Genomic DNA, 20,812 nt, shown 5'->3' on the forward strand with positions numbered 1-20,812 from the left:
CCCGGCACCGCCCCCGCGCAGACCGGCCCCCCCCCACGCCGACCAGGGCCCACCCCCCGCCAACCCCACCCCGCCCCCCCCCCACCCCCCCCCCCCCCCCCGCCCCCCCCCGCGCCCCCGGGCCGGGCCCCCCGCGGGCGCCCCCGCGCCCCCCCCGCCCCGCCCGGGACCGGGCGACGCCACCGGCCGTGTGTCGCCCTTCGGGGGCTGTGGGAGGAATGCTCGGTCTCCACCGGTTCACCACGGTTACGGTGCCCTCAGGTTCATCCGCACCGTGTCGCACCGGGAGAGGACCGACCATGCGCGTGCCCAGCCGAAGCCCCGGCCCCCAACCCGGCGTCACCCCGCCCGCCCCGGCCCGGCGGACGCCGGCCCCGACCCGTCCCGTGCGGCCGGCCGCCCCCGACCTCGACGCCTACCGGCAGGCGGTCGCCGAGCTGCTGGTCGAGGTCGGCGCGCTCGCCGGGACCGCCGGCACCGCCGCCCGTCAGGTGCTGCTCGACCAGCGGCTGCGCGAGCCGGCGATCGCCGACGTGCTCGACGCCACCGGGCAGGGGGTGCTGGGCGCCCGGGAGACCCTGCTGCTGGAACTGGCCCGCCACCAGCCCGACCGGCCCGCCCCGGGCCCCGACCTGACCGCCCTGGTCCGGATCTACCTGCTGTCCCGCATCGACCTGATGTGGTGGCGGGACACGACGGCCCTGGCGACCGACGAGCAGGTCGACACGCACCCCGACCTGATCGACCTGGAATGGCTGCGCCGTCGTGGTCTGCTCGGCTTCCGCTACCGGGAACAACCGGGAAGCGTCCTGGGCCGGGGGGTGCGCGCCGTCCGGGGCCGGCTGCTGCCGGAGACCGCCCCGCCCACCGCCGGTGTGCCGTTGCGCCGGACCCGCCGCGAGATCGTCGCGCTCCTCAACGACCTGGCCCGGGAGTTCGCCAGGTCCGCCCCGCCCGGCACCCCGCCGCTGTGGGTGACCAACCTGGCCCACAGCGCCGAACACCGGTACCGGCTGCGCCGGCTCGGCCAGCCGGCCATGCTGCCCAGCGGCCACTGCCTCGGCTGGGCGGTGGACGTGGAACTGGCCTGGTACGCCCGGTTCGGCGCGCGGGACGTGCTGGCCGAGATCCTGCTGGCCCGGCAGTCCGCCGGTGAACTGAACGTCATCGACGAGGGGCCCGACTGGCACGTCTGCCTGGCCCCGACCGCCCGCACCCGGCTGCGCTCGGCGTACGAGGCCGAGATGGGGATCTGAACGGCCGGCCGGGCGACGGGCCGCCGCCGGGTCAGCCGGTGACCAGCAGGGCGAGCACCGCGGCGAGGGTGCCGAGCACCGCGACCACGGCGCTGGTCGCCACGAACCGGCGTAGCGGCACGGTCACCCCGGCGGCCCGGCACCGCTCGAACCACAGCAGGGTCGCCAGGGACGCCCACGGCACCGCCAGCGGCCCCACGTTGGTGCCGATCAGCAGCGCCAGCAGCCGGGTCCCGTCACCGGGCGGGAGCACCGCCTCGCCGGCCAGGTAGGCGGGCAGGTTGTTGACCAGGTTGGCCAGCAGCGCCCCGGTGCCCCCGGCGCGCAGCGCCCCCGCCGTGCCACCGGCGTCCCCGAGCAGCACGGACACCAGGTCGTCCAGCCCGTGCCGGCCGAGGGTCTGCACCACCAGGAACAGGCCGGTCACGAAGACCAGCAGCCGCCAGGGCAGCAGCGCCGGGCGCAGGGTCCGCCGGGACCGGACCGCGAAGCCGGCCACCACCAGCCCGGCGGCGACGGCGGCGGCCACCCCGATCTCCACCCCGACCAGGATGCCGGCGACGAACAGCAGGCAGCCGGCGACCGCCGTGCCGAACAGCAGCCGGTCGGCCGGCCGGTGCGGCGGGGGAGGGGTGAACCGGTCGACGTCGCGCCGGCCCCGCCGCCAGTACCACAGCCACAACCCCGCCATGGTCACCCCGATCGCCGCGAGCTGCGGCAACGCCATCCGGGCCGCGTACGCCGCCGGGGCCAGCGTGATCCGGTCGGCGGCGAGCAGGTTGGTCAGGTTCGACACGGGCAGCATCAGGCTTGCGGTGTTGGCCAGCCAGACGGTGGTCATCGCCAGCGGTCCCGGTGCGACGTCCAGCTTGCGGGCCAGCGCGATCATCACCGGGGTGAGCAGGACCGCGGTGGTGTCCAGGTTGAGGGCGATGGTGGTGAGCGAGGCGAACCCGACGCAGAGCAGGAACAGGCCGGCGAAGCTGCCCCGGGCGGTGATCGCCAGCCGGGTGGCCAGCACGTCGAACACCCCGGCGACGGCGGTCAGTTCGGCGAGCACCACCACCGCGCCGAGAAAGAGCAGCAGCGGCAGGATGCGGTGCAGGGTCGCCCCGGCGTCGGCCCGGGGGAGCAGGCCGGTGACCACCGCGCCGAGGCCCAGCAGGGCCAGCCCGATCGCCACCCGGTCCAGCGGGTGCAGCCGCGGCCGGCGGGGCCGCTCGGTCGGTACGGGCGGGGTCCCGCCGGCAGGTGTCACGGCGGATGATCCTCGCACAGCCGGCCCTGCTCCGACGCCGGTTGGCCGCAACCGCCCGCCCGGCGGCCCCGTACCGACCGGCGCGACATCGACGTGCGCGGTTACGGCCACGGTGGACATCCCGGCACGGCTGCCCTAGCGTTCAGGAGATATGCGCAGGATGCTGCTGGGGGCCGGACTGGCCCTGTCGCTCGTCGCCACCGGCTGTGCCCAGGCCACCCCGACGGATCGGGCCACCCCGACGGAGTCGGCCCGGACCGGTCCGGCGTCGTCGTCCGCGAGCCCGCCGCGCGCCTCCCGGCAGGACCCGGAGCAGGCCCGGCGGACGCTGGACAGCCTGCGCAAGGTCGACGACCTGCCGCTCTACGAGATGACCTACGTCGGCGGCTACGACCCGACGGTGGGCACCGACGCCCGGCCGGACACCGGCCCGTTCGGCTGTTCCCTCTTCGCCGCCTCCGGTGACCCGGCCCGGCCGCTGTTCGCCCGCAACTTCGACTGGGACGCCAACCCGGCGATGGTGCTGCGCACCGACCCCCCCGAGGGGTACGCCTCGGTCTCCCTGGTCGACCTGTCCTACCTGGGGGTGGGCCCGGACCCGACCGGCGACCGCCGGCTGCTCGACGCGCCGCTGCTGCCCTTCGACGGGATGAACGAGCGTGGGCTGGCCGTCGGGCTGGCCGCCGACGACACCGCGACGGCGAAGCCGGTGCCGGGCCGGCCCACGGTCGGGTCGGTGCGCATCCTGCGGCTGGTGCTGGACCGGGCGGCCACGGTGGACGAGGCGGTGGCGATGTTCGGCCGGCACAACCTCGACTTCGACGGCGGGCCGCCGCTGCACTACCTGCTCGCCGACGCGGGCGGCCGGTCGGCGGTCGTCGAGTTCGTCGACGGGACGATGCGGGTGCAGCGGGGGCAGGGGCGGTGGCAGGCGCTGACCAACGTGCCGGTGGTCGACGTACCCGAGCAGCAGCGTCGCCGAGACCACCGCTACGACGTCCTGGCGAAGGCGCTGGACGCGGCCGACGGCCGGGTGGACCCGGCGGCGGCGCTGCGGCTGCTGGGCCAGGTCCGGCAGGGGCACACCCGCTGGTCGGTGACGTACGGGCTGCGCGACGGCGAGGTCCGGCTGGTCACAGTGGCCGGTGGTGGGCAGGAGCGCCGCTACCGGTTGCCGATCCGCTGACCCCTCGTACGACGGACGGCCCGGCCCCCCCGACACACGGGGGCCGGGGCCGTCGCCGGTCGGGACTACCAGCTCAGGTAGCCGGCCTGGGTCTGCGCGTTCAGCTCGGGCATCCGGACCAGGTCGGCCGTCCAGGTCCGCCAGTCGTTGAGCTTCAGCACGTCCAGGCCCTTCTGGATGTCGCTGGAGTAGATGTGCCCGTTGTAGTAGTACGTCGACCAGGCGCCGCCGGTGGTGAGCTGGGTGTCCGACAGCGGCCCGCGCTCCCAGAAGCCGATCTCCTTCGGGCGGGTCGAGTCGGTGAAGTCCCAGACCGAGACCCCGCCCTGGTACCAGGCCTGCACCATGATGTCCTTGCCGAGGACGGGGATCAGCGAACCGTTGTGGGCCACGCAGTTCTCGGTGTCGGCGTTGGTCCGGGGGATCTTGTAGTAGCTGCGGAAGACCATCGTGCGGGCGTCGCCCCGGCCGGTGACGTCTTACACGGCGTCCGCGCCCCGGTTCGGGACGACGACCTCGTTGCAGGTGGCCGCGCCGCCGCCGCCGAGTTCGTCGGTGAAGACCACCTTGGTTCCGGCGTTGTTGAACGTCGCCGAGTGCCAGAACGCGAAGTTGACCGTGTCCCGCACCCGGTTGATCACCCGGGGTGCCTCCCGGTTGCGGATGTCCAGCAGGACGCCGTCACCCATGCACGCGCCGGCGGCCAGGTCCTTGGCCGGGTAGGCGGTGATGTCGTGGCAGCCGGTGGTGGCCGAGGTCTGCCCGGGGATGCCCTCGTAGCCGCCGTCGGGGAAGAGGTTCGGGGTGGCCACCACGGCCGCCTCGGTGGGCCTGTGCACCGGGACCTTCACGATGGAGATCGAGTCGTGCGGGGGTTGGCAGTCGGGGAAGTCGGCCCGTGGGCTGTACGACGACACGTACAGGTAGATCGTCCTGCGGTCCTTGCCGGGGACGAGGGTGTGGGTGTGCGAGCCGCAGGCGGTCTCCACCGACTTGATGTAGCGCGGGTTGGCCTTGTCGCTGATGTCGAAGACCTTGATGCCCTCCCAGGACTCCTTCACCGTCGCCGGTTGGCTCGCGCTGGCGCACGAGTCGTCGGTGCGGGACGAGTCGGTGGAGAGGAAGAGCAGGTCGCCGTAGACCGAGATGTCGTTCTGCGAGCCGGGGCAGAGCACCTGCGACACGATCGTCGGGGCGCTGGGTCGGGCGATGTCGTAGATGACGAAGCCGTTGTAGTTGCCGACGAAGGCGTACCGGCCCTGGAAGGCCATGTCGGTGCCGAGCGCGCTGGTGGTGTCGAACGGCGCCTGTTTGGGCAGGTTGGCGACCTGACGCAGGTTGGGGCTGCTGGAGATCTCGTCGACGGCGAGGCCGGGGGCCGCCGGCGTCCCGCCCCGGGTCGCGGTGGCCGGTGCGGCGTTGCCCGCCGGGCTGGTGGCGACGCTCGCCACCAGCAGGCCGGCGGCGACCACGCTGACGATCTTCAACTGCCGTGCTCGGGGCAGGGTGAACCTGATCATCGGCGGAACCCTTCGAAAGGGGACGATGCGTGTCAGGCACCTTACCGGGCAGTGATGAGAGTTGATGTGAGCCGCATCACATCTATCGGTGGCAGTGAATGGATACGATCGCGGCGACCTCGACCGGAGGGGGGAGTCGCATGACCGGCCGACGTGGGCGCATCCTGCTCGCCGTCACAGTCGCCGCCGCCGTCGCGGTGCCGGTCGGGCTGGCCCTGCGCCCCGACGGACCGCCGACCCCGACGGCGTCCGCCCCCACGGCGACGCCGACCACGACCGGGTCGCCCGACACCCCCGGGGTGATCGGGCCCGGCCGGCCGGGGGAGCCCGCCGTGACCCGGCCCGCGCAGGAGGTCCGCGCCCCCGGCACACCCCGGTACAACACCCCCGACGTCTGGTTCGTGCGGATGATGATCCCGCACCACCAACAGGCCCTCCAGATGGCCGAGCTGGCCCCCGACCGGGCCGCCAGCGCCCAGGTCAAGGCGATCGCCGCCCGGATCAGGGGCACCCAGGGGCCGGAGCTCGGCCTGCTGCGCGGCTGGCTCGACGCCCGGAGCCTGGCCGTCGGGGAGCCCGGCCACGACCACGGCCGGATGCCCGGCATGCAGTCCCCCGAGGCGCTCCGGCAGCTCGACGCCGCCCGGGGAGCCGCCTTCGACCGGCTCTTCGTCCAGCTGATGACCGCCCACCACACCGGCGCGGTGACCATGGCCACCGAGCTCCTCTCCGCCGGCGCCGACCAGCAGCTCAACGAGTTCGCCAACGCGGTGGCGACCGAACAGACCGTGGAGATCGCCCGACTCCGCGCGCTGCTCTGAACCCCGGTCGGCCGACGGACCCGCAGCCACCCCGCGCGGGGCACTACGCTCGGTCACCGTGAGCCGTACCCTGTTCGGTCGCCCGCTGCGCGGCGTCGCCTTCGACGTCGGCGTCAGCGTGCTGGTGGTGCTCTTCACCCTGGTCACGGCGGCCCAGCCCGGGGCGTGGACCCAGCCCGGCGGCTGGCCGTCCGCACTGGTCGGCCTGGGCATGGCGGTGGCCCTGCTGTTCCGGCGCGGCCACCCCTCACTGGTCGCGACGGTCGTCGCCGCACTGGCACTGGTCCAGGTGGTCGCCGGCTGGGGGCCGCTGGCCTACGACGTCGCCGTGCTCGTCGCCCTCTACAGCGTGGTCAAGTACGCCGACCGGCTCCGCGACGGCATGGTGGCCGGCGTCGTCGCCGCCGTCGGGGTGCTGCTGGCCGCCTCGCAGACCGTCTCCCAGGCCGCCTGGTGGGCCACCGCGCTCTACTTCGGCCTGATCACCGGCGGGGTGTGGCTGGCCGCGCTGAACGTCCGCACCCGTCGCCTCTACGTGCTCAGCCTGGAGGAGCGGGCCGCCACCCTGGAACGGGAACGGGAGGCCGAGGCCCGCGCCGCGGTGGTCGGCGAACGCGCCCGGATCGCCCGCGAGCTGCACGACGTGGTGGCGCACAGCATGGCGGTGATGATCGTGCAGGCCGACGGGGCCCGCCTGATGTTCGACCGGGACCCGGACACCGCCCGGCACGCGGTCAAGGTGGTGGCCGACACCGGCCGGCAGGCCCTGGAGGAGATGCGCCGGCTCGTCGACGTGCTGCGGGAGCCCGACCCGCCGGAGACGACGACCGGCCCCGGCGCGGACACCGCCGGCACCGAACCCGAACGCCGCCGCGCCACCGTCGCCGAACTGCCCGCCCTGGTGGGTCGGTTCCGCGACGCCGGCCTGCTGGTCGGCTACCGGGCCGGGGAGGTGCCGGCCACCCTGCCCCCCGGGCTCGACCTGACCGTCTACCGGGTGGTGCAGGAGGCCCTGACCAACACCCTCAAACACGCCGGGGTCGGCGCGCACGCCACGGTCGTGCTCGGCGTCGACGACGGGCTGGTGGTCCGGGTGACCGACGACGGGCGCGGCCGCCCGCCGGCCCGGCCGGCCCCCTCCGGCGGGCACGGCCTGGTCGGCATGCGCGAGCGGGTCGGCGTGTACGACGGCCGACTCACCGCCGGCCCCCGAACCGGTGGCGGGTGGCAGGTCGAGGTACGGCTGCCGCTACCGTCGACCCCGGAGGCGGAGGTGATCGCGGCATGACCGTACGAGTGGTGATCGTGGACGACCAGGCGCTGGTCCGGGCCGGCTTCCGGATGGTGCTGGACTCCCAACCCGACCTGGCCGTCGTCGGCGAGGCGATCGACGGGGCGGACGCGCTGCGGGTGCTGGCCGGGGTCGAGGCCGACGTGGTGGTCATGGACCTGCGGATGCCGACCATGGACGGGGTGGAGGCGACCCGCCGGATCTGCGCCGCCTCCACCGACGGCCGGCCCCGGGTGCTGGTGCTCACCACGTTCGACACCGAGGCGGACGCGTTCGCCGCGCTGCGCGCCGGGGCCAGCGGGTTCCTGCTCAAGAACGTGCCGCCGGAGGAACTGCTGGCCGCGATCCGGGTGGTCGCCGAGGGGGACTCGGTGGTCGCCCCGTCGATCACCCGCCGGCTGCTCGACCGGTTCGCCGACCGGCTCGGCCCGGCACCCGCGCAGGACCCGCGACTGGCGCAGCTCACCGACCGGGAACGGGAGATCCTGCTGCTCGTGGCGCAGGGGCTGGCCAACGCCGAGATCGCCGCCCGGGTGCACGTCGCCGAGGCGACCGTGAAGACCCACGTGGGGCGGATCCTGGCCAAGCTCCAGCTCCGCGACCGGGTCCAGGTGGTGGTCCTGGCGTACGAGAGCGGCCTGGTCACCCCGGGCGGCTGAACCCGGGTACGACCTGGGTCGTACGGGTCACCCCGGTCGGGGTCGACCTGCGGCGCAGCCGGGTCGCGCGTGCGGGTGGACGCGGACCGCCGGGGCGCTGCCTAGCGTCGGAGGGGACCAGTGCCACGCCGACCGGGAGTCCCCATGTCCGTCCGTACCGCGCCCCGCCCACCCGCCGAAGGCGGCAAACCCGCAGGTCCCCGGGCCGGGCGTCGCCGGTGGGGGCGGTGACCGGGATGTGGCGGTTGACCCTGCGCACGCTGCGCGCCGACGCGCTGCGCCTGCTGCTCTCCTCGGTGGCGATCGTGCTCGGTGTCGCCTTCGTCGCCGGCACGCTGATGCTCACCGACGGCATGCAGGCCGGGGCGTACGAGCGGGCCGGCGCCTTCGACAGGCACACCGACCTGGGCGTCTACGCCGACCGGACCACCCTGCCGCCGTCCCTGGTCGACCGGGTGCGCACCGTCGACGGGGTGGCCGAGGCCGCCGGGGAGCTGACCGCCCTCGTCGGGGTGGTCGGCGTCGACGGCCGGCCGGTGCTCGGCGTCGGGTTGCTCGCCGCGATCCCCACCGGACCCGCGTTGCGCTCCTACGACGTGGTCGCCGGCCGGCTGCCCGACCGTCCCGGCGAGGTGGTCCTCGACGCGCCCACGGTCGCCGCGCAGGGGTTCACGCTCGGCGGCCCGGTCGGCGTCGGCGGCGCGACCGGCGCGGCCCGCCCGTACACCCTGGTGGGCACCGTCGACGTGGCCGCAACCACGCGCGACGTCGGCGGACCGTTCGTCGGGCTGGTCGGCGCGGACGCGCTGACCGTCAGCGGGAAACCCGGCTACGACCGGATCATGGTGGCCGCCGCTGCGGGGACGGCCGGGCCGGCCCTGGCCGACCGGGTGGCCGCCGTGGTCGGCGGGGACGCCACGGTGAAGTCCCGGCAGCGCATCCTCGACGAGGCCGTCGAGGACGGCGTGCGCGACCTCGACCAGTTCCGCCTGGTGCTGCTCGTCTTCGCCGGGGTGGCGGTGGTGGTGGCGGGGTTCGTCATCGCCAACACCTTCGCCATCGTGCTCGCCCAGCGGACCCGGCGGACCGCGCTGCTGCGGCTGGTGGGGGCCCGTCGGGGCCAGGTCTTCCGGGCCGCCGCGCTGGAGGCGGCGGCGCTCGGGCTGGCCGGCTCGGCCCTCGGGGTCGCGCTCGGGGTCGGGCTGGCCGCCGGGGCGGCGGCCCTGGTCCCCCGGCTCGACCTGCCGCTTCCCGCCGCCGGCCTGACGGTGACCGCCCGGACCGTCGGGATCAGCCTGCTGCTCGGCATCCTGGTCACCGTCGGGTCCGCGCTGCTGCCCGCCTGGCAGGGCACCCGGGTGCCGCCGGTGGCCGCCCTCGCCGACGCCGCCGGGCACCCGGCCCGGGGCGCCGGGCGGGTCCGGCTGACCCTCGGCGCGCTGGTCGGCGTCGCCGGCATCGCCGCGCTGGCCGGGGCCGCCGCCGTCGGGCAGATCGTCCTGGTCGCCGTGGGTGGGGTGCTGTCCTTCTTCGGGATGGTCATGTTCGGTCCGCTGCTGGTGCCGGTGCTGGTCCGGTTGCTCGGCCGGCCGCTGCGGCCGGTGTTCGGGGCCACCGCCGCGCTCGCCGTGGCCAACGCGGCCCGCAACCCGCGCCGGGTGTCGGCGACCGCCACCGCCCTGGTGATCGGCATCGGGTTGGTCTCGGCGTTCGTGGTCGGCGCCGGCAGCGTCAAGGTGGGCATCGAGCGTGCGGTCGACGCCCGCATCGGCGTCGACTTCGTGGTCACCGGCGTCGGTGTCGAGCTGCCCGCCCCGCTCGCCGGGGAACTGGCCGCCCGACCCGAGGTGGGGGTGGTGCACGAGCACCGCAGCCGGGTCGTCGACGGCGTCGAGCTGCGGTCGGCGCACCCGGCGCTGGCCCGGCGTACCCTCGACGCGGTCGACGCCGGGGACGTCGCGGACCTGGGGCCCGGATCGGTGCTGGTGCACCGCGAACTGGCCGCCGCCCTGGGCTGGCGGGTGGGGTCGACGGTCACCGTCGCCGGGCGTCCGTTCCGGGTGGCCGCCGTGGTCACCGCCGACGGCCCGACGTCGCAGGGGGTGCCCGCCGGGCACGTGGTCGACCTGGCCGACAGCGACTTCACCGCGCTCTACCCCGACGAACGCGGCCAGCTGGCCGAGGTCGAGCCGGCCGACGGGGTGTCCGCCGCGCAGGCCCGCGCCGCCGTCGAGACGGTGCTCGCCCGGTACCCGACGGTGAACCTGCTGGACCAGGCGGCCTACAAGAAGATGCTCACCGGCATGGTGGACATGCTGCTCGCCTTCGTCACCGCGCTGCTCGGTCTGGCCGTGGTGATCGCCCTGGTCGGCGTCGCGAACACGCTCAGCCTCGCGGTGGTGGAACGGACCCGGGAGAACGCCGTGCTGCGTGCCGTGGGGTTGTCCCGGGGGCGGATGCACCTGCTGCTGGCCATCGAGGCGGTGCTGACCGCCCTGGTCGGCGCGCTGCTGGGCACCGCGCTGGGGGTGGCGGTCAGCGCCGGCACGGTGGCCTTCGTCGCCCGGCTGGGTGGCGGTTTCACGCTGGTGCTGCCCTGGGGACGGCTCGGACTGACCCTCGCCGTGGCGGTGCTGGCCGCGCTGGCCGCCTCGGTGCTGCCGGCCCGGCGTGCCCTGGCCCGCCCGGTGGTCGAGGCGCTCGGCGAGCAGTGACCCCGGCCGTCACCCCGCCGTCCGGCGGGGCGACGGTCAGAGCCGCTCCACCATCGCGCCCCGGCACCGGTCCCGGGTGTCGAAGACGTACCGGGCGTGCCGGGTGACCAGGTCGTAGTCGAAGCTGTCGTGGTCGGTCACCAGGACCACCGCGTCGGCCGCCGCGACCTCCCGCGCGGTCAGGTCGACCACCACCACCCCGCCGGGGATGTGCTGCGGCTCGGCGTACGGCTCCACCGCGTGCACGTCCGCGCCGAGCGCCTGCAACCGGCGGGCCACGTCGACCGCCGGCGAGTCGCGCATGTCACCGGTGTTCTTCTTGTACGCCAACCCGAGCAGCAGCAGCCGCGCCCCGTTGACCGGCCGGCCGATCCGGTTCAACCCGGCCATCACCCGCTGGGCCACGTGCTCGGGCATCTGGTGGTTGATGTCGTCGGCCAGCTCGATGAACCGGAACGGCCGGCCCAGGGTGCGCTTGACCTGCCACGACAGGTAACACGGGTCGATCGGCAGGCAGTGCCCGCCGACCCCCGGGCCGGGCCGGAACGGCATGAACCCGAACGGCTTGGACGAGGCGGCCTCGATGGCCTGCCAGGCGTCGATGCCGAGCTGGTGGGAGGCCATCGCCAGCTCGTTGATCAGCGCGATGTTGACCTGACGGAAGGTGTTCTCGATCAGCTTGGTCAGCTCGGCGACCCGGGTGGAGTCCACCGGCACGGTCCGCTCGACCAGCCGCCGGTAGAAGCCGTCCACCCGCTCCAGCGACGCCGCGTCCACCCCGGACACCACCTTCGGCGTGTTCTCCAGCCGCCACGTCGGGTTGCCCGGGTCGATCCGCTCCGGGCTGTAACCGAGGTGGAAGTCACCCGGGCTGCGCAGCCCGCTCGCCGCCTCCAGCAGCGGCCGGAGCAGGTCCTCGGTGGTCCCCGGGTAGGTGGTCGACTCCAGCACCACCGTGCAGCCGCGCCGCACGTACGGGCCGACGGCGGTACCGGCCTGCTCGACGAAACTCAGGTCGGGGACCCCGTCGCGCAGCGGGGTGGGCACGGTGATCACGCAGATGTCGAAGCCCTCGGCGTCCGGGTACTCGGTGCTCGGCCGGTACCGTCCGCTGGCCAGGGCCCGGCCCAGCCGATCGGCCGGGATGTCCTCGACGAAGGACTCGCCGCAGGCCAGCCGCTTGACCCGGTCGGCGTCGACGTCCAACCCGACCACGTCCAGCCCGGCCTCGACGGCGCGCATGGCCAGCGGCAGTCCGACGTATCCCTGACCGATGACGACCAGCTTCTGTGCGTTCATCCGGGCTCCCTGCAAGCGTGTCCTTGCAGGGAGCCTAGATGGCGATATAGCGATCTACGTCCGTTTTGGTATTCCTGGGGTCGGTGGTGTTCCCGGTGCCGGGCGACGACCGGTCAGGTGCCGGCCGGTGGCGGGTTGTTGCCGCCGCCGCCACCCGCCTCGGTCGTGGTCGCCGTCGGCTCGCCCTGGGTCGGCCCGGTGGTGGGCGTGCCCGTCGGGGCGGGCTCGCTGGTGGCCGGCGCCGTCGGGGTGGGCGGCGCGGAGTTCGTCGGCGGCGTCGAGGGTGAGCCGTTCGGCAGCGGCGTCGGACTGACCGATACCGACGGCGACGGCTTCTCGTACTGGTTGGTCGGCCGGGGCGGACGCGACGACTCGTCGGAGCCGGTCTCCTCGACCACCGCCGGGATCTCGGAGCGGTCGGTGGGGGCCACCGCCGGGCCCGTGCTGCGGATGTTGGGCACGCCGCTGTCGAGCGACTTCGAAGCGCCCAACGCGGCACCGAGCGCGGTCAGGGCCACCAGCACCGCGGCCAGCGCGCCGACCAGGGAACCCCGGCGGCCCCGCCGCGACCCCGAGCCGACCACCGTCGTCGACGTCCCCGCCGGGTCGACCCGCACGCCGTCGGCCCGGGACGGGTGGCGCAGCGGCGGCGTCACCAGGGCGGTGGCGGCGGTGTCGTCACCGGCGGCGGCGCGGGCGGCGGTGGCCATCTCGGCGCCGGTGGCGAAGCGGTCCGCCGGGTCCTTCTCCAGCGCCCGCGCCACCAGGGCCCGGACCGCCACCGGAATGTCGGCGGGCAGCTCCGGCGGCTCGTCGTCCAGATGCCGCACGGCCACCTGGAGCGGGTTGTCCCCGGTGAACGGCGGCTGCCCGGTCAGGCAGCAGTACGCCACCGCGCCGAGGGCGTAGATGTCGGTGGCGGCCGACACCGGCCGGCCGGACGCCTGCTCGGGCGCCATGTAGAGGGCGGTGCCCGGCACCGCGTTCGCGCTGGTGATGCTCGTCACATTGGTGGAGCGGGCGACGCCGAAGTCGACCAGCACCACCGTGCCGTCCTCCTGCACCAGCAGGTTGCTCGGCTTGACGTCGCGGTGCACGATGCCGCCGGCATGCGCGGCGTGCAGGGCCTGGGCAGCCTGTGCCACGACCGACATCGTCTCGTCCACGTCCAGGTGGCCGGCGGACTCGATCCGCCGCGACAGCGGTTCGCCCTCGACGAACTCCATGACCAGGTAGTCGGCCCGGCCGCCGTCGTCGAGCCGGTCCTCACCGCAGTCGAAGACCTGCACGATGCCGGGGTGGCGCAGCGCCGCCATGATCCGCGCCTCGGCGCGGAACCGGGCGATGAAGTCGGGATCCGAGACGAGCGCCGGCAGCAGCACCTTCACCGCGACCTGGCGACCGAGAACCAGGTCGGTGGCCCGCCACACATCGCCCATGCCGCCGGTGGCGACACGTTCGTCCAGGCGGTAGCGACCGCTGAGCACGACCTCGGATGACAACACCCCCATACCGTACCCAGGGTCCTCCCGTCCGGCAGACGCCGATATCCCTTCGGAGTTTTCCTGGGACCACCTGTCCAGGTCCCGGCGGGGGGTCGGCCTGACGGTCGGTGACCGGTGGCTGTCGCGGGGTCACCGACGGTGCGCCGTGGCCTCGTGGTCGGGACGGAGAACGTCGCGGCTAAGCGTCCGGAGGGTGATCGGTGTTACTCCGACGCGCCGCCAGCGAGATTGATCTATCTCACCTTTTCCGCCCCGTTGACCGCTTGCCTGCGCCCTGCTCCGGCTCCTAGTGTTGCCCCCTCTGGCCCGTCCCGGTGCCGGTACCGCGCCCAGACCCGACGCCGTACTCTCCCGGCGGCGTACCAGACGGGTCACCCGACCTCCGGTGTCGGGTGCGAGCGGGGCAGCGGGGGGCTGAAGGTGCGCGAAGGGGTCCGCTGGTCGGGCCGGGGCGGCGGTGTGTCCGCCGGCTGCCGGCCCGGGTCGGTCGACGGGGCGGCCCGGCGGTGACCGAAGACCTGACCGGGGCGGTCGCGGCGGCGCAGGCCGGCGACGAGGAGTCGTTCCGCGTCCTGTACCGCAGCCTCCAGCCGGGCCTGCTGCGCTACCTCACCGCGCTCGTCGGTCCGGACGCCGAGGACGTGGCCTCCGAGACCTGGTTGCAGATCGCCCGGGACCTGTCCCGCTTCACCGGCGGCGAGTTCCGCGCCTGGGCGGTGACGATCGCCCGGAACCGGGCCATGGACCACCTGCGTCGCCAGCGTCGCCGCCCGTCCCTGCCGGTTCCCGTCCAGGACCTCAGCGACCTCGCCGGCGACGCCGACACCGCCGAACGGGCCGGCGAGACGATCGGCACCGAGTCCGCGCTGGCGTTGATCTCCACCCTGCCGCCCCGGGAGGCCGAGGCGGTGCTGCTGCGGGCGGTGATGGGACTGGACGCGGAGACCGCCGGGCGGGTGCGCGGCCGGCGGCCGGGTGCGGTCCGCACGGCCGCGCACCGGGGGCTGCGCCGGCTGGCGGCGATGCTGGAACGCGGGGACGCCCCCCGGTCGTCCGACGACGAGCGGGTCGCCCCGCCCCGCCCCCGGCCGACGCCGCACGCGTCGCGGGCCGAGGCGGCGGACGGCTGACATGAGGGGAGACTGGATGAACCTCCGCCGGTCGGCCCGCTCCGGTCGGCCGGTGAGCCGGGCCGAGGCCGAGCGGCTGCTCGATTCGACCGGGCCAGGGACCGTGCCGTCCACCGACGATCCGCTCACCCGGTTGCTGGCCGCGGCCGCCGCACCGGCCCGGGTCGACGAGCTCGCCGGTGAGCAGGCGGCACTGGCGGCGTTCCGGGCCGCCCGGGGCGCGGCGGCACCCGGGCCCGCCCCGGCCGTCCGGCGGCGTCCCCGGCTGTCCACCGGTGTGGTGGCCTGGATCGCCGCGCTGGCCGCCACCGCCACCGCCGGGGTCGCCTTCGCCGCGGCGGCCCTCGACCGTCCCGCCGAGCGGACACCCGGACCTGTCCCGTCCGCCACCGCCACCGCCACGGCCACCGGTGCCGACACCGACCGGCCGTCGCCGTACCGGTCCGAACCGCAGCGGCAGAGCCCGTCGCGGCGGCCCGGCGGCACCGTGCCCGGTGGTGGCCCCTCGGCACCGCCCGCGCCGCCCGGCCACAGCGGGCCGGCGAACACCGGCAAACTGGTCGGGCAGTGCCGGGCCTACCTGGCCATGCCGCCCCCGCAGCGGGCGAAGGCGTTGACCAGACCCGGGTACGCCGACCTGGTGGCCGCCGCGGGCGGAGCCGACCGGGTGGAGGCGTACTGCCGCACCCTGGTTCCGCAGCGCCCGCCGGCCAAGCCGTCCGATGCCACAGGTGGTCCGGCCAGCCCCGGCGGGGGGCCCGGCCCCAGGAACTAGTCGAAAAGGCTTCACAATTATTTCTTCCCGTCGGGTCTGCGGGATCGGTCCCCGGGACAGAAGATGGAGGACGGGACGGCCCCTGTCGGCCGTGCCCGCCGACCGGCATGGTCGGACCCTTCGTCGGGAGGAAACCGTCTCGTGGTGACGTCGCCCGGGCTGGACCGGTCGACCGTGCTCGGCGAGGTCGCCGGGGCGGCCGGGCACCTGGCCCGCATCTGCTTCAAGACCGGCCCACCCACCCTCACCGGCGTCGAACTGGAATGGACCGTCCACGACGTCGCCGACCCCGCCCGGCCACTGGACCGGGCGCGGCTCCGAGCGGCACTCGGGCCACACAGCCCCTCCACCCTGGACGACACCAGCCCGGCCCGCCCCCTGCGGCACGGCAGCGCCGTGACCGTCGAGCCGGGCGGTCAGGTGGAGTTGTCCACCGCGCCGCGATCCTCGGTCGCCGCGCTCGTCTCGGCCACCCAGGCCGACATCGACGAACTTGACGCCCTGCTCGCCCGTGCCGGCCTGGTGCGCGGGCAGACCGGCATCGACCCGTGGCGGGCTCCCCGCCCGGTGGTCGACACCCCGCGCTACCGCGCCATGCGCTGCGTCTTCGACCGGCGCGGCCCGGCCGGGCAGACCATGATGTACAGCACCGCCGGCCTCCAGGTCTGCCTCGACGTCGGCCCGGCCGCCGGCCTGGCCGAGCGCTGGGCGGCGGTGCACGCGGTCGGGCCACCTCTGGTGGCGGCCTTCGCCACCGCCGACCGGAACGCCGGGCGGCCCACCGGCTGGGCGTCCGCCCGGATGGCCGCCTGGCTGGACATCGACCCGGCCCGCACCGGCCCAGTCTGGTCGGCGCACCAGCCGGACCGGGACCCCGTCGCCGCCTGGACGCAGTACGTCCTCGCCGCGCCCCTGCTCTGTCTGCGTCACGACGGCCCGGACTGGACACCCCCGCGCGGGGTCACGTTCGCCGACTGGATAGCCGGGGCACTGCCCGACCCACCCACCACCGACGACCTGGAATACCACGTCAGCACCCTCTTCCCACCGGTACGCCCGCGCGGCTACCTGGAGGTCCGCTACCTCGACGCCCAACCCGGCCGGGACTGGACGCTCCCACTGGTCGTGCTGACCGCGCTGCTGGGCGACGAGCGGACGGTCCGGGCGGCCCGGAAGATCGCCGCGCCGGTGGCCGACCGCTGGCGCACCGCCGCCCGGTACGGGCTGGCCGACCCGGCCCTGGCCACGGCGGCCGTGACCCTGCTCGACCTGGCCCGGGAGACGCTGCCGACGCTCGACCTGCCGACCGACACCCACGACGAGATCGACCGCGGGATCCGCCGACGGATCGCCGCAGCGCAGAGGGGAGACCGGTGACCACCACCGAGCAACCGGGCGCGCAGCCCGAGGCGTTGCGCAGCCGGATCGCCGCCGAACTGGCCCGGACCCGGGCCCGCACCGACGCGTTGACCAGCGCGGTGGACGACGACGACCTGGTCCGGCAGCACTCGACACTGATGTCCCCGCTGGTCTGGGACCTCGCCCACGTGGGCAACCAGGAGGAACTGTGGCTGGTCCGGGACGTCGGCGGGCGGGAGCCGGTGCGGCGCGACATCGACGACCTGTACGACGCGTTCAAACAGCCCCGTAAAGACCGCCCCTCCCTGCCGCTGCTGCCCCCGACCGAGGCGCGGGCCTATGTGGCGACCGTGCGGGACAAGGTGCACGACCTGCTCGACGGGGTCCGGTTCTCCGAGCGGCCGCTGGTCGCCGACGGCTTCGTCTTCGGCATGATCGTGCAGCACGAGCAGCAGCACGACGAGACCATGCTCGCCACCCACCAGCTACGCTCCGGGCCAGCGGCGCTCGACGCGCCCCCACCCCCCGAGCCCCGGGCCCGGGTCGCCGCCGAGGTGCTGGTGCCGGCGGGGCCGTTCACCATGGGCACCTCGACCGACCCGTGGGCGCTGGACAACGAACGCCCGGCGCACACCGTCGACCTGCCCGCGTACGTCATCGACGCCGCGCCGGTCACCAACGGCGCGTACCGGGAGTTCCTCGCCGACGGCGGGTACGACGACCCGCGCTGGTGGAGCGCGGCCGGCTGGCGGCACCGCACCGAGGCCGGGCTGAGCGCGCCGATGCACTGGCGACGCGACGGCGACGGCTGGGCGTACCAGCGGTTCGGCCGGTGGGCGCCGGTACGCGACGACGAGCCGGTGGTACATGTCTGCTGGCACGAGGCGCAGGCGTACGCGCGGTGGGCCGGCAAGCGGCTGCCGACCGAGGCGGAGTGGGAGAAGGCGGCCCGCTGGGACCCGGCGACCGGGCGCTCCCGGCGCTGGCCGTGGGGTGACGACGAGCCGACCGCCGAGCACGCCAACCTGGGACAGCGGCACCTGTGGCCGGCACCGGTCGGGGCCTATCCGGCGGGCGCCTCGCCGCTCGGCGTGCACCAGCTCATCGGCGACGTCTGGGAGTGGACGGCGAGCCCCTTCCACGGGCATCCCGGCTTCGCCGTCTTCCCCTACCGGGAGTATTCGGAGGTGTTCTTCGGCGGCGACTACCGGGTGCTGCGTGGCGGCTCGTTCGGCACCGACCGGGCGGCCTGCCGGGGCACCTTCCGCAACTGGGACCACCCGATCCGGCGGCAGATCTTCAGCGGCTTCCGTTGCGCCCGTGACGCCCGGCCCGAGGAGGCCCACGGGTGAGAGGCGGTGTCGCCTGATGTGCCGGCACCTGGCGTACCTCGGCCCCCCGGTGACCCTGCGGTCGCTGCTGTACGACCCGCCGCACTCGCTGGTTCGGCAGTCCTGGGCCCCCCGGGACATGCGCGGCGGCGGCACGGTCAACGTCGACGGCTTCGGCGTCGGCTGGTATCCCGGCACGGGCGGGGACGACGGTCGCGGCGGGGCCCCGGTGCGGTACCGCCGGGCCGGCCCGATCTGGTCCGACCCGACGCTGCCCGAGCTGGCGGCGGTGACCTGTTCCGGCGCGGTGCTGGCGGCGGTGCGTTCCGGCACGGTGGGCATGCCGGTGCAGGAGAGCGCCGCCGCGCCGTTCGCCGGGGGGCGGTGGTTGTTCAGCCACAACGGGGTGGTGCGTGGCTGGCCGGACTCGGTCGTCGGACCGGCCGGCGGCCTGCCGGTGCGGGACCTGCTCACCCTCGACGCGCCGACCGACTCGGCGCTGCTGTGGGCGCTGGTCCGGCACCGGCTGCGGGCCGGCGCGTCGCCGACCGAGGCGGTCACCGCGACCGTCCGGGAGGTCGCCGCCGCGGCCCCGGGGTCACGGCTGAACCTGCTGCTCACCGACGGCGTGTCGGTGGTGGCGAGCGTGTGGGGGCACGCGTTGTCGGTGCGCGCCGACGACGGTACGGCGCTGCTGGCCTCCGAGCCGGTGGACGACGCGCCCGGCTGGCGGGAGGTGCCCGACCGGCGGTGGGTCCGGGCGGGACCGGACGGCGTGCACGTCGGCGAGCTGGATTGACCGGACGGAACAGGACGTTTTCGGTGCAGGAGAGGACGACATGAGCGCGGAACCGCTGGAGATCTACCTGGAGGAACAGGACCTCGACCGGGCGCTGCGGTCCGACGTGCGGACCGGGCTGGCCGCCGACCCCAAGTGGCTGCCCCCGAAGTGGTTCTACGACGCCCGGGGCAGCGAGTTGTTCGAGGAGATCACCCGGCTGCCGGAGTACTACCCGACCCGGGCGGAACGGGCGGTGCTGGCCGAACGGGCGCCCGACATCGCGGCGGCGACCGGGGCGAAGACCCTGATCGAGTTGGGCTCCGGTTCGTCGGAGAAGACCCGGCTGTTGTTGGACGCCTTCACCCGGCACGGCGGGCTGGGCACCTTCGTGCCGCTGGACGTGTCGGTGAGCGCGCTGCGGCAGTCCACCGTGCAGATCGCCACGGACTATCCGGCGCTGCGGGTGCGCGGCATCGTCGGGGACTTCACCCGGCAACTGGACCGCCTGCCGACCGGTGGTCGTCGGTTGGTGGTCTTCCTGGGCGGCACCATCGGCAACCTGGTGCCGGCCGAGCGGGCCGACTTCCTGGCCGCCATGCGCGCTGCCCTGGAGCCGGGCGACCACCTGCTCGTCGGCACCGACCTGGTCAAGGACCCGGCGGTGATCGTGCCGGCGTACGACGACGCGGCCGGGGTCACCGCCGAGTTCAACCGCAACGTGCTGCGGGTGATCAACCGGGAGCTCGACGCCGACTTCGACCCGGACGCATTCGCCCACGTCGCCCACTGGGACCCGGCGCAGGAGTGGATCGAGATGCGGCTGCGGGCCCGACGCCCGATGCGGGTCCGCGTCGACGCGCTCGACCTGACCGTCGGGTTCGCCGCCGACGAGGAGCTGCGTACGGAGGTGTCGGCGAAGTTCCGGCCGGCGGGGATCGGCGCGGAGCTGACGGCGGCCGGATTCCTGCCGACGGAGTTCTGGACCGACCCGGACGGCCTGTTCGGGGTCACCCTGGCCCGCGCCGCCTGACCGCCGACCGGGCCGGAGCGCTACGGTCCGCTGCCGGCCCGACCGCCACCGGGACTGCCGGCGGCCGGTCGGCCGGGGCGGAACCGCCGGTGACGACACCGCCGGCCCGGTGCGTCGGGGCGTCGACGGGCACCCTCCGGGGTGACCTGGCGCACCCGGCGCACCGGCCGGTCGGGCCGTTCGGTTAGGCTGGCAGGCGCGAAGGGGAGTAGCCCCCAATGTCGTGGTCGACACACTGGTGCGTTCCGCACCCGGCCACGCGGCCCCACCAGCGGTGGGGCGGGCGAGACCTTCGACTCTGGCTGTCAACACAGCCGGGTCGAGGTCGCCCCGTCACCTCCTCCCGGCCTGATCGGGAAGGTTCCTCATGGACGGTTTTCTCGTCGCGCTGGTCGTCAGCTTCGGCGTCATCTTCGTCGCCGAGCTGGGGGACAAGTCCCAGCTCATGGCGCTCACGTTCGCCACCCGGTTCAAGACGGTCCCGGTGCTGATCGGCATCACCGTCGCCACCGCGATCGTGCACCTGGCCTCGGTGGCGATCGGGGTCGGCCTGAACGCGGCGCTGCCCACCGGGTGGATCTCGCTGGTCGCCGGCCTGGCGTTCCTCGGCTTCGGCGTCTGGACGCTGCGTGGCGACAAGCTCACCGAGGAGGAGAAGCGCAAGGCGGAGAAGACCGGCAAGTCCGCCATCTTCGCCGTCGGTGTCGCGTTCTTCCTGGCCGAACTGGGCGACAAGACGATGCTCGCCACCATCACCCTGGCCACCAAGTACGGCTGGTTCGGCACCTGGCTCGGCTCGACGCTCGGCATGGTCGCGGCCGACGCCCTGGCCATCGTCGTGGGCCGCATGCTCGGCCGGCACCTGCCCGAGAAGGCCATCAAGTACGGCGCGGCGGC

Annotated in this window: 16 protein-coding genes and 1 pseudogene; 13 read left to right on the forward strand and 4 right to left on the reverse strand. The window is 74.9% G+C overall.

Annotated elements, in window-relative coordinates; genetic code table 11:
- Window positions 1–299 precede the first annotated feature (299 nt).
- Window positions 300–1,256, forward strand: coding sequence for a hypothetical protein (locus ACOJTC_RS05490; protein WP_420116012.1), 957 nt, complete (start codon window positions 300–302; stop codon window positions 1,254–1,256).
- A gap of 31 nt (window positions 1,257–1,287) precedes the next feature.
- Here the strand turns inward: ACOJTC_RS05490 and ACOJTC_RS05495 are convergent, their stop codons facing one another.
- Window positions 1,288–2,514, reverse strand: coding sequence for an SLC13 family permease (locus ACOJTC_RS05495; RefSeq protein WP_420116013.1), 1,227 nt, complete (start codon window positions 2,512–2,514; stop codon window positions 1,288–1,290).
- A 151-nt stretch (window positions 2,515–2,665) separates the two neighbouring features.
- Here ACOJTC_RS05495 and ACOJTC_RS05500 point away from each other — a divergent pair, with 151 nt between their 5' ends.
- Window positions 2,666–3,700, forward strand: coding sequence for a linear amide C-N hydrolase (locus ACOJTC_RS05500; RefSeq protein ID WP_420116014.1), 1,035 nt, complete (start codon window positions 2,666–2,668; stop codon window positions 3,698–3,700).
- A gap of 65 nt (window positions 3,701–3,765) precedes the next feature.
- On the opposite strand, the pseudogene ACOJTC_RS05505 reads toward ACOJTC_RS05500, so the two are convergent.
- Window positions 3,766–5,220: pseudogene (locus ACOJTC_RS05505) on the reverse strand (LVIVD repeat-containing protein).
- Between the two features lie 140 nt (window positions 5,221–5,360).
- Between ACOJTC_RS05505 and ACOJTC_RS05510 the strand changes: the two are divergent.
- From ACOJTC_RS05510 to ACOJTC_RS05525, 4 genes are all read left to right on the forward strand, one after another.
- Window positions 5,361–6,041 (forward strand): DUF305 domain-containing protein, encoded by a 681-nt coding sequence (locus tag ACOJTC_RS05510; protein ID WP_420116015.1) that lies wholly within the window; start codon window positions 5,361–5,363, stop codon window positions 6,039–6,041.
- A 58-nt stretch (window positions 6,042–6,099) separates the two neighbouring features.
- Window positions 6,100–7,329 (forward strand): sensor histidine kinase, encoded by a 1,230-nt coding sequence (locus tag ACOJTC_RS05515; protein WP_420116016.1) that lies wholly within the window; start codon window positions 6,100–6,102, stop codon window positions 7,327–7,329.
- Window positions 7,326–7,991 carry a response regulator gene (locus tag ACOJTC_RS05520; protein ID WP_204922873.1) on the forward strand — a complete coding sequence of 222 codons (666 nt, stop codon included), beginning with the start codon at window positions 7,326–7,328 and terminating at the stop codon, window positions 7,989–7,991. Before ACOJTC_RS05515 ends, ACOJTC_RS05520 begins: the two co-directional genes overlap by 4 nt.
- A gap of 236 nt (window positions 7,992–8,227) precedes the next feature.
- On the forward strand, window positions 8,228–10,705 hold the full coding sequence (locus ACOJTC_RS05525) for an FtsX-like permease family protein (protein ID WP_420116023.1): 2,478 nt from the start codon (window positions 8,228–8,230) through the stop codon (window positions 10,703–10,705).
- A 36-nt stretch (window positions 10,706–10,741) separates the two neighbouring features.
- Here ACOJTC_RS05525 and ACOJTC_RS05530 read toward each other — a convergent pair whose 3' ends face one another.
- Both ACOJTC_RS05530 and ACOJTC_RS05535 read right to left on the reverse strand, forming a co-directional pair.
- Entirely contained in the window at window positions 10,742–12,004 is a 1,263-nt protein-coding gene (locus ACOJTC_RS05530) for a nucleotide sugar dehydrogenase (RefSeq protein WP_204922872.1), read from the reverse strand.
- Between the two features lie 113 nt (window positions 12,005–12,117).
- A complete protein-coding gene (locus ACOJTC_RS05535; protein WP_204922871.1) occupies window positions 12,118–13,509 on the reverse strand; it encodes a serine/threonine-protein kinase in 1,392 nt (463 codons plus the stop codon).
- Between the two features lie 506 nt (window positions 13,510–14,015).
- On the opposite strand from ACOJTC_RS05535, the gene ACOJTC_RS05540 reads away from it, so the two are divergent.
- The 7 genes from ACOJTC_RS05540 to ACOJTC_RS05570 all read left to right on the forward strand — a co-directional run.
- Window positions 14,016–14,639 carry an RNA polymerase sigma factor gene (locus ACOJTC_RS05540; protein WP_420116017.1) on the forward strand — a complete coding sequence of 208 codons (624 nt, stop codon included), beginning with the start codon at window positions 14,016–14,018 and terminating at the stop codon, window positions 14,637–14,639.
- Window positions 14,640–14,655: 16 nt separating this feature from the next.
- Window positions 14,656–15,414: a hypothetical protein gene (locus ACOJTC_RS05545; RefSeq protein ID WP_377685316.1), complete on the forward strand. Its 759-nt coding sequence runs from the start codon at window positions 14,656–14,658 to the stop codon at window positions 15,412–15,414.
- A 141-nt stretch (window positions 15,415–15,555) separates the two neighbouring features.
- Window positions 15,556–16,791: an ergothioneine biosynthesis glutamate--cysteine ligase EgtA gene (egtA, locus tag ACOJTC_RS05550; RefSeq protein WP_420116018.1), complete on the forward strand. Its 1,236-nt coding sequence runs from the start codon at window positions 15,556–15,558 to the stop codon at window positions 16,789–16,791.
- Window positions 16,788–18,125, forward strand: a complete 1,338-nt coding sequence (egtB, locus tag ACOJTC_RS05555) for an ergothioneine biosynthesis protein EgtB (protein WP_420116019.1) — start codon at window positions 16,788–16,790, stop codon at window positions 18,123–18,125. Before egtA ends, egtB begins: the two co-directional genes overlap by 4 nt.
- Window positions 18,126–18,141: 16 nt before the next feature.
- Window positions 18,142–18,903: an ergothioneine biosynthesis protein EgtC gene (gene egtC, locus ACOJTC_RS05560; RefSeq protein WP_420116020.1), complete on the forward strand. Its 762-nt coding sequence runs from the start codon at window positions 18,142–18,144 to the stop codon at window positions 18,901–18,903.
- A gap of 40 nt (window positions 18,904–18,943) precedes the next feature.
- Window positions 18,944–19,915, forward strand: a complete 972-nt coding sequence (gene egtD / locus ACOJTC_RS05565) for an L-histidine N(alpha)-methyltransferase (RefSeq protein WP_420116021.1) — start codon at window positions 18,944–18,946, stop codon at window positions 19,913–19,915.
- A 367-nt stretch (window positions 19,916–20,282) separates the two neighbouring features.
- Window positions 20,283–20,812: TMEM165/GDT1 family protein (locus tag ACOJTC_RS05570; protein WP_420116022.1), on the forward strand; the 530-nt coding region annotated here is incomplete at its 3' end.

The sequence above is a fragment of the Micromonospora sp. genome, from assembly GCF_048594385.1.
Taxonomy (GTDB): domain Bacteria; phylum Actinomycetota; class Actinomycetes; order Mycobacteriales; family Micromonosporaceae; genus Micromonospora; species Micromonospora wenchangensis.

Excerpts from the sequence above, each read along its gene's own strand:
- ACOJTC_RS05520 (WP_204922873.1), top strand. The coding sequence starts at position 7,326 with ATGACCGTACGAGTGGTGATCGTGGACGACCAGGCGCTGGTCCGGGCC.
- egtC (WP_420116020.1), top strand. The coding sequence starts at position 18,142 with ATGTGCCGGCACCTGGCGTACCTCGGCCCCCCGGTGACCCTGCGGTCG.
- ACOJTC_RS05510 (WP_420116015.1), top strand. The coding sequence starts at position 5,361 with ATGACCGGCCGACGTGGGCGCATCCTGCTCGCCGTCACAGTCGCCGCC.
- ACOJTC_RS05545 (WP_377685316.1), top strand. The coding sequence starts at position 14,656 with ATGAACCTCCGCCGGTCGGCCCGCTCCGGTCGGCCGGTGAGCCGGGCC.
- ACOJTC_RS05525 (WP_420116023.1), top strand. The coding sequence starts at position 8,228 with ATGTGGCGGTTGACCCTGCGCACGCTGCGCGCCGACGCGCTGCGCCTG.
- egtD (WP_420116021.1), top strand. The coding sequence starts at position 18,944 with ATGAGCGCGGAACCGCTGGAGATCTACCTGGAGGAACAGGACCTCGAC.
- ACOJTC_RS05500 (WP_420116014.1), top strand. The coding sequence starts at position 2,666 with ATGCGCAGGATGCTGCTGGGGGCCGGACTGGCCCTGTCGCTCGTCGCC.
- ACOJTC_RS05490 (WP_420116012.1), top strand. The coding sequence starts at position 300 with ATGCGCGTGCCCAGCCGAAGCCCCGGCCCCCAACCCGGCGTCACCCCG.
- ACOJTC_RS05530 (WP_204922872.1), bottom strand. The coding sequence starts at position 12,004 with ATGAACGCACAGAAGCTGGTCGTCATCGGTCAGGGATACGTCGGACTG.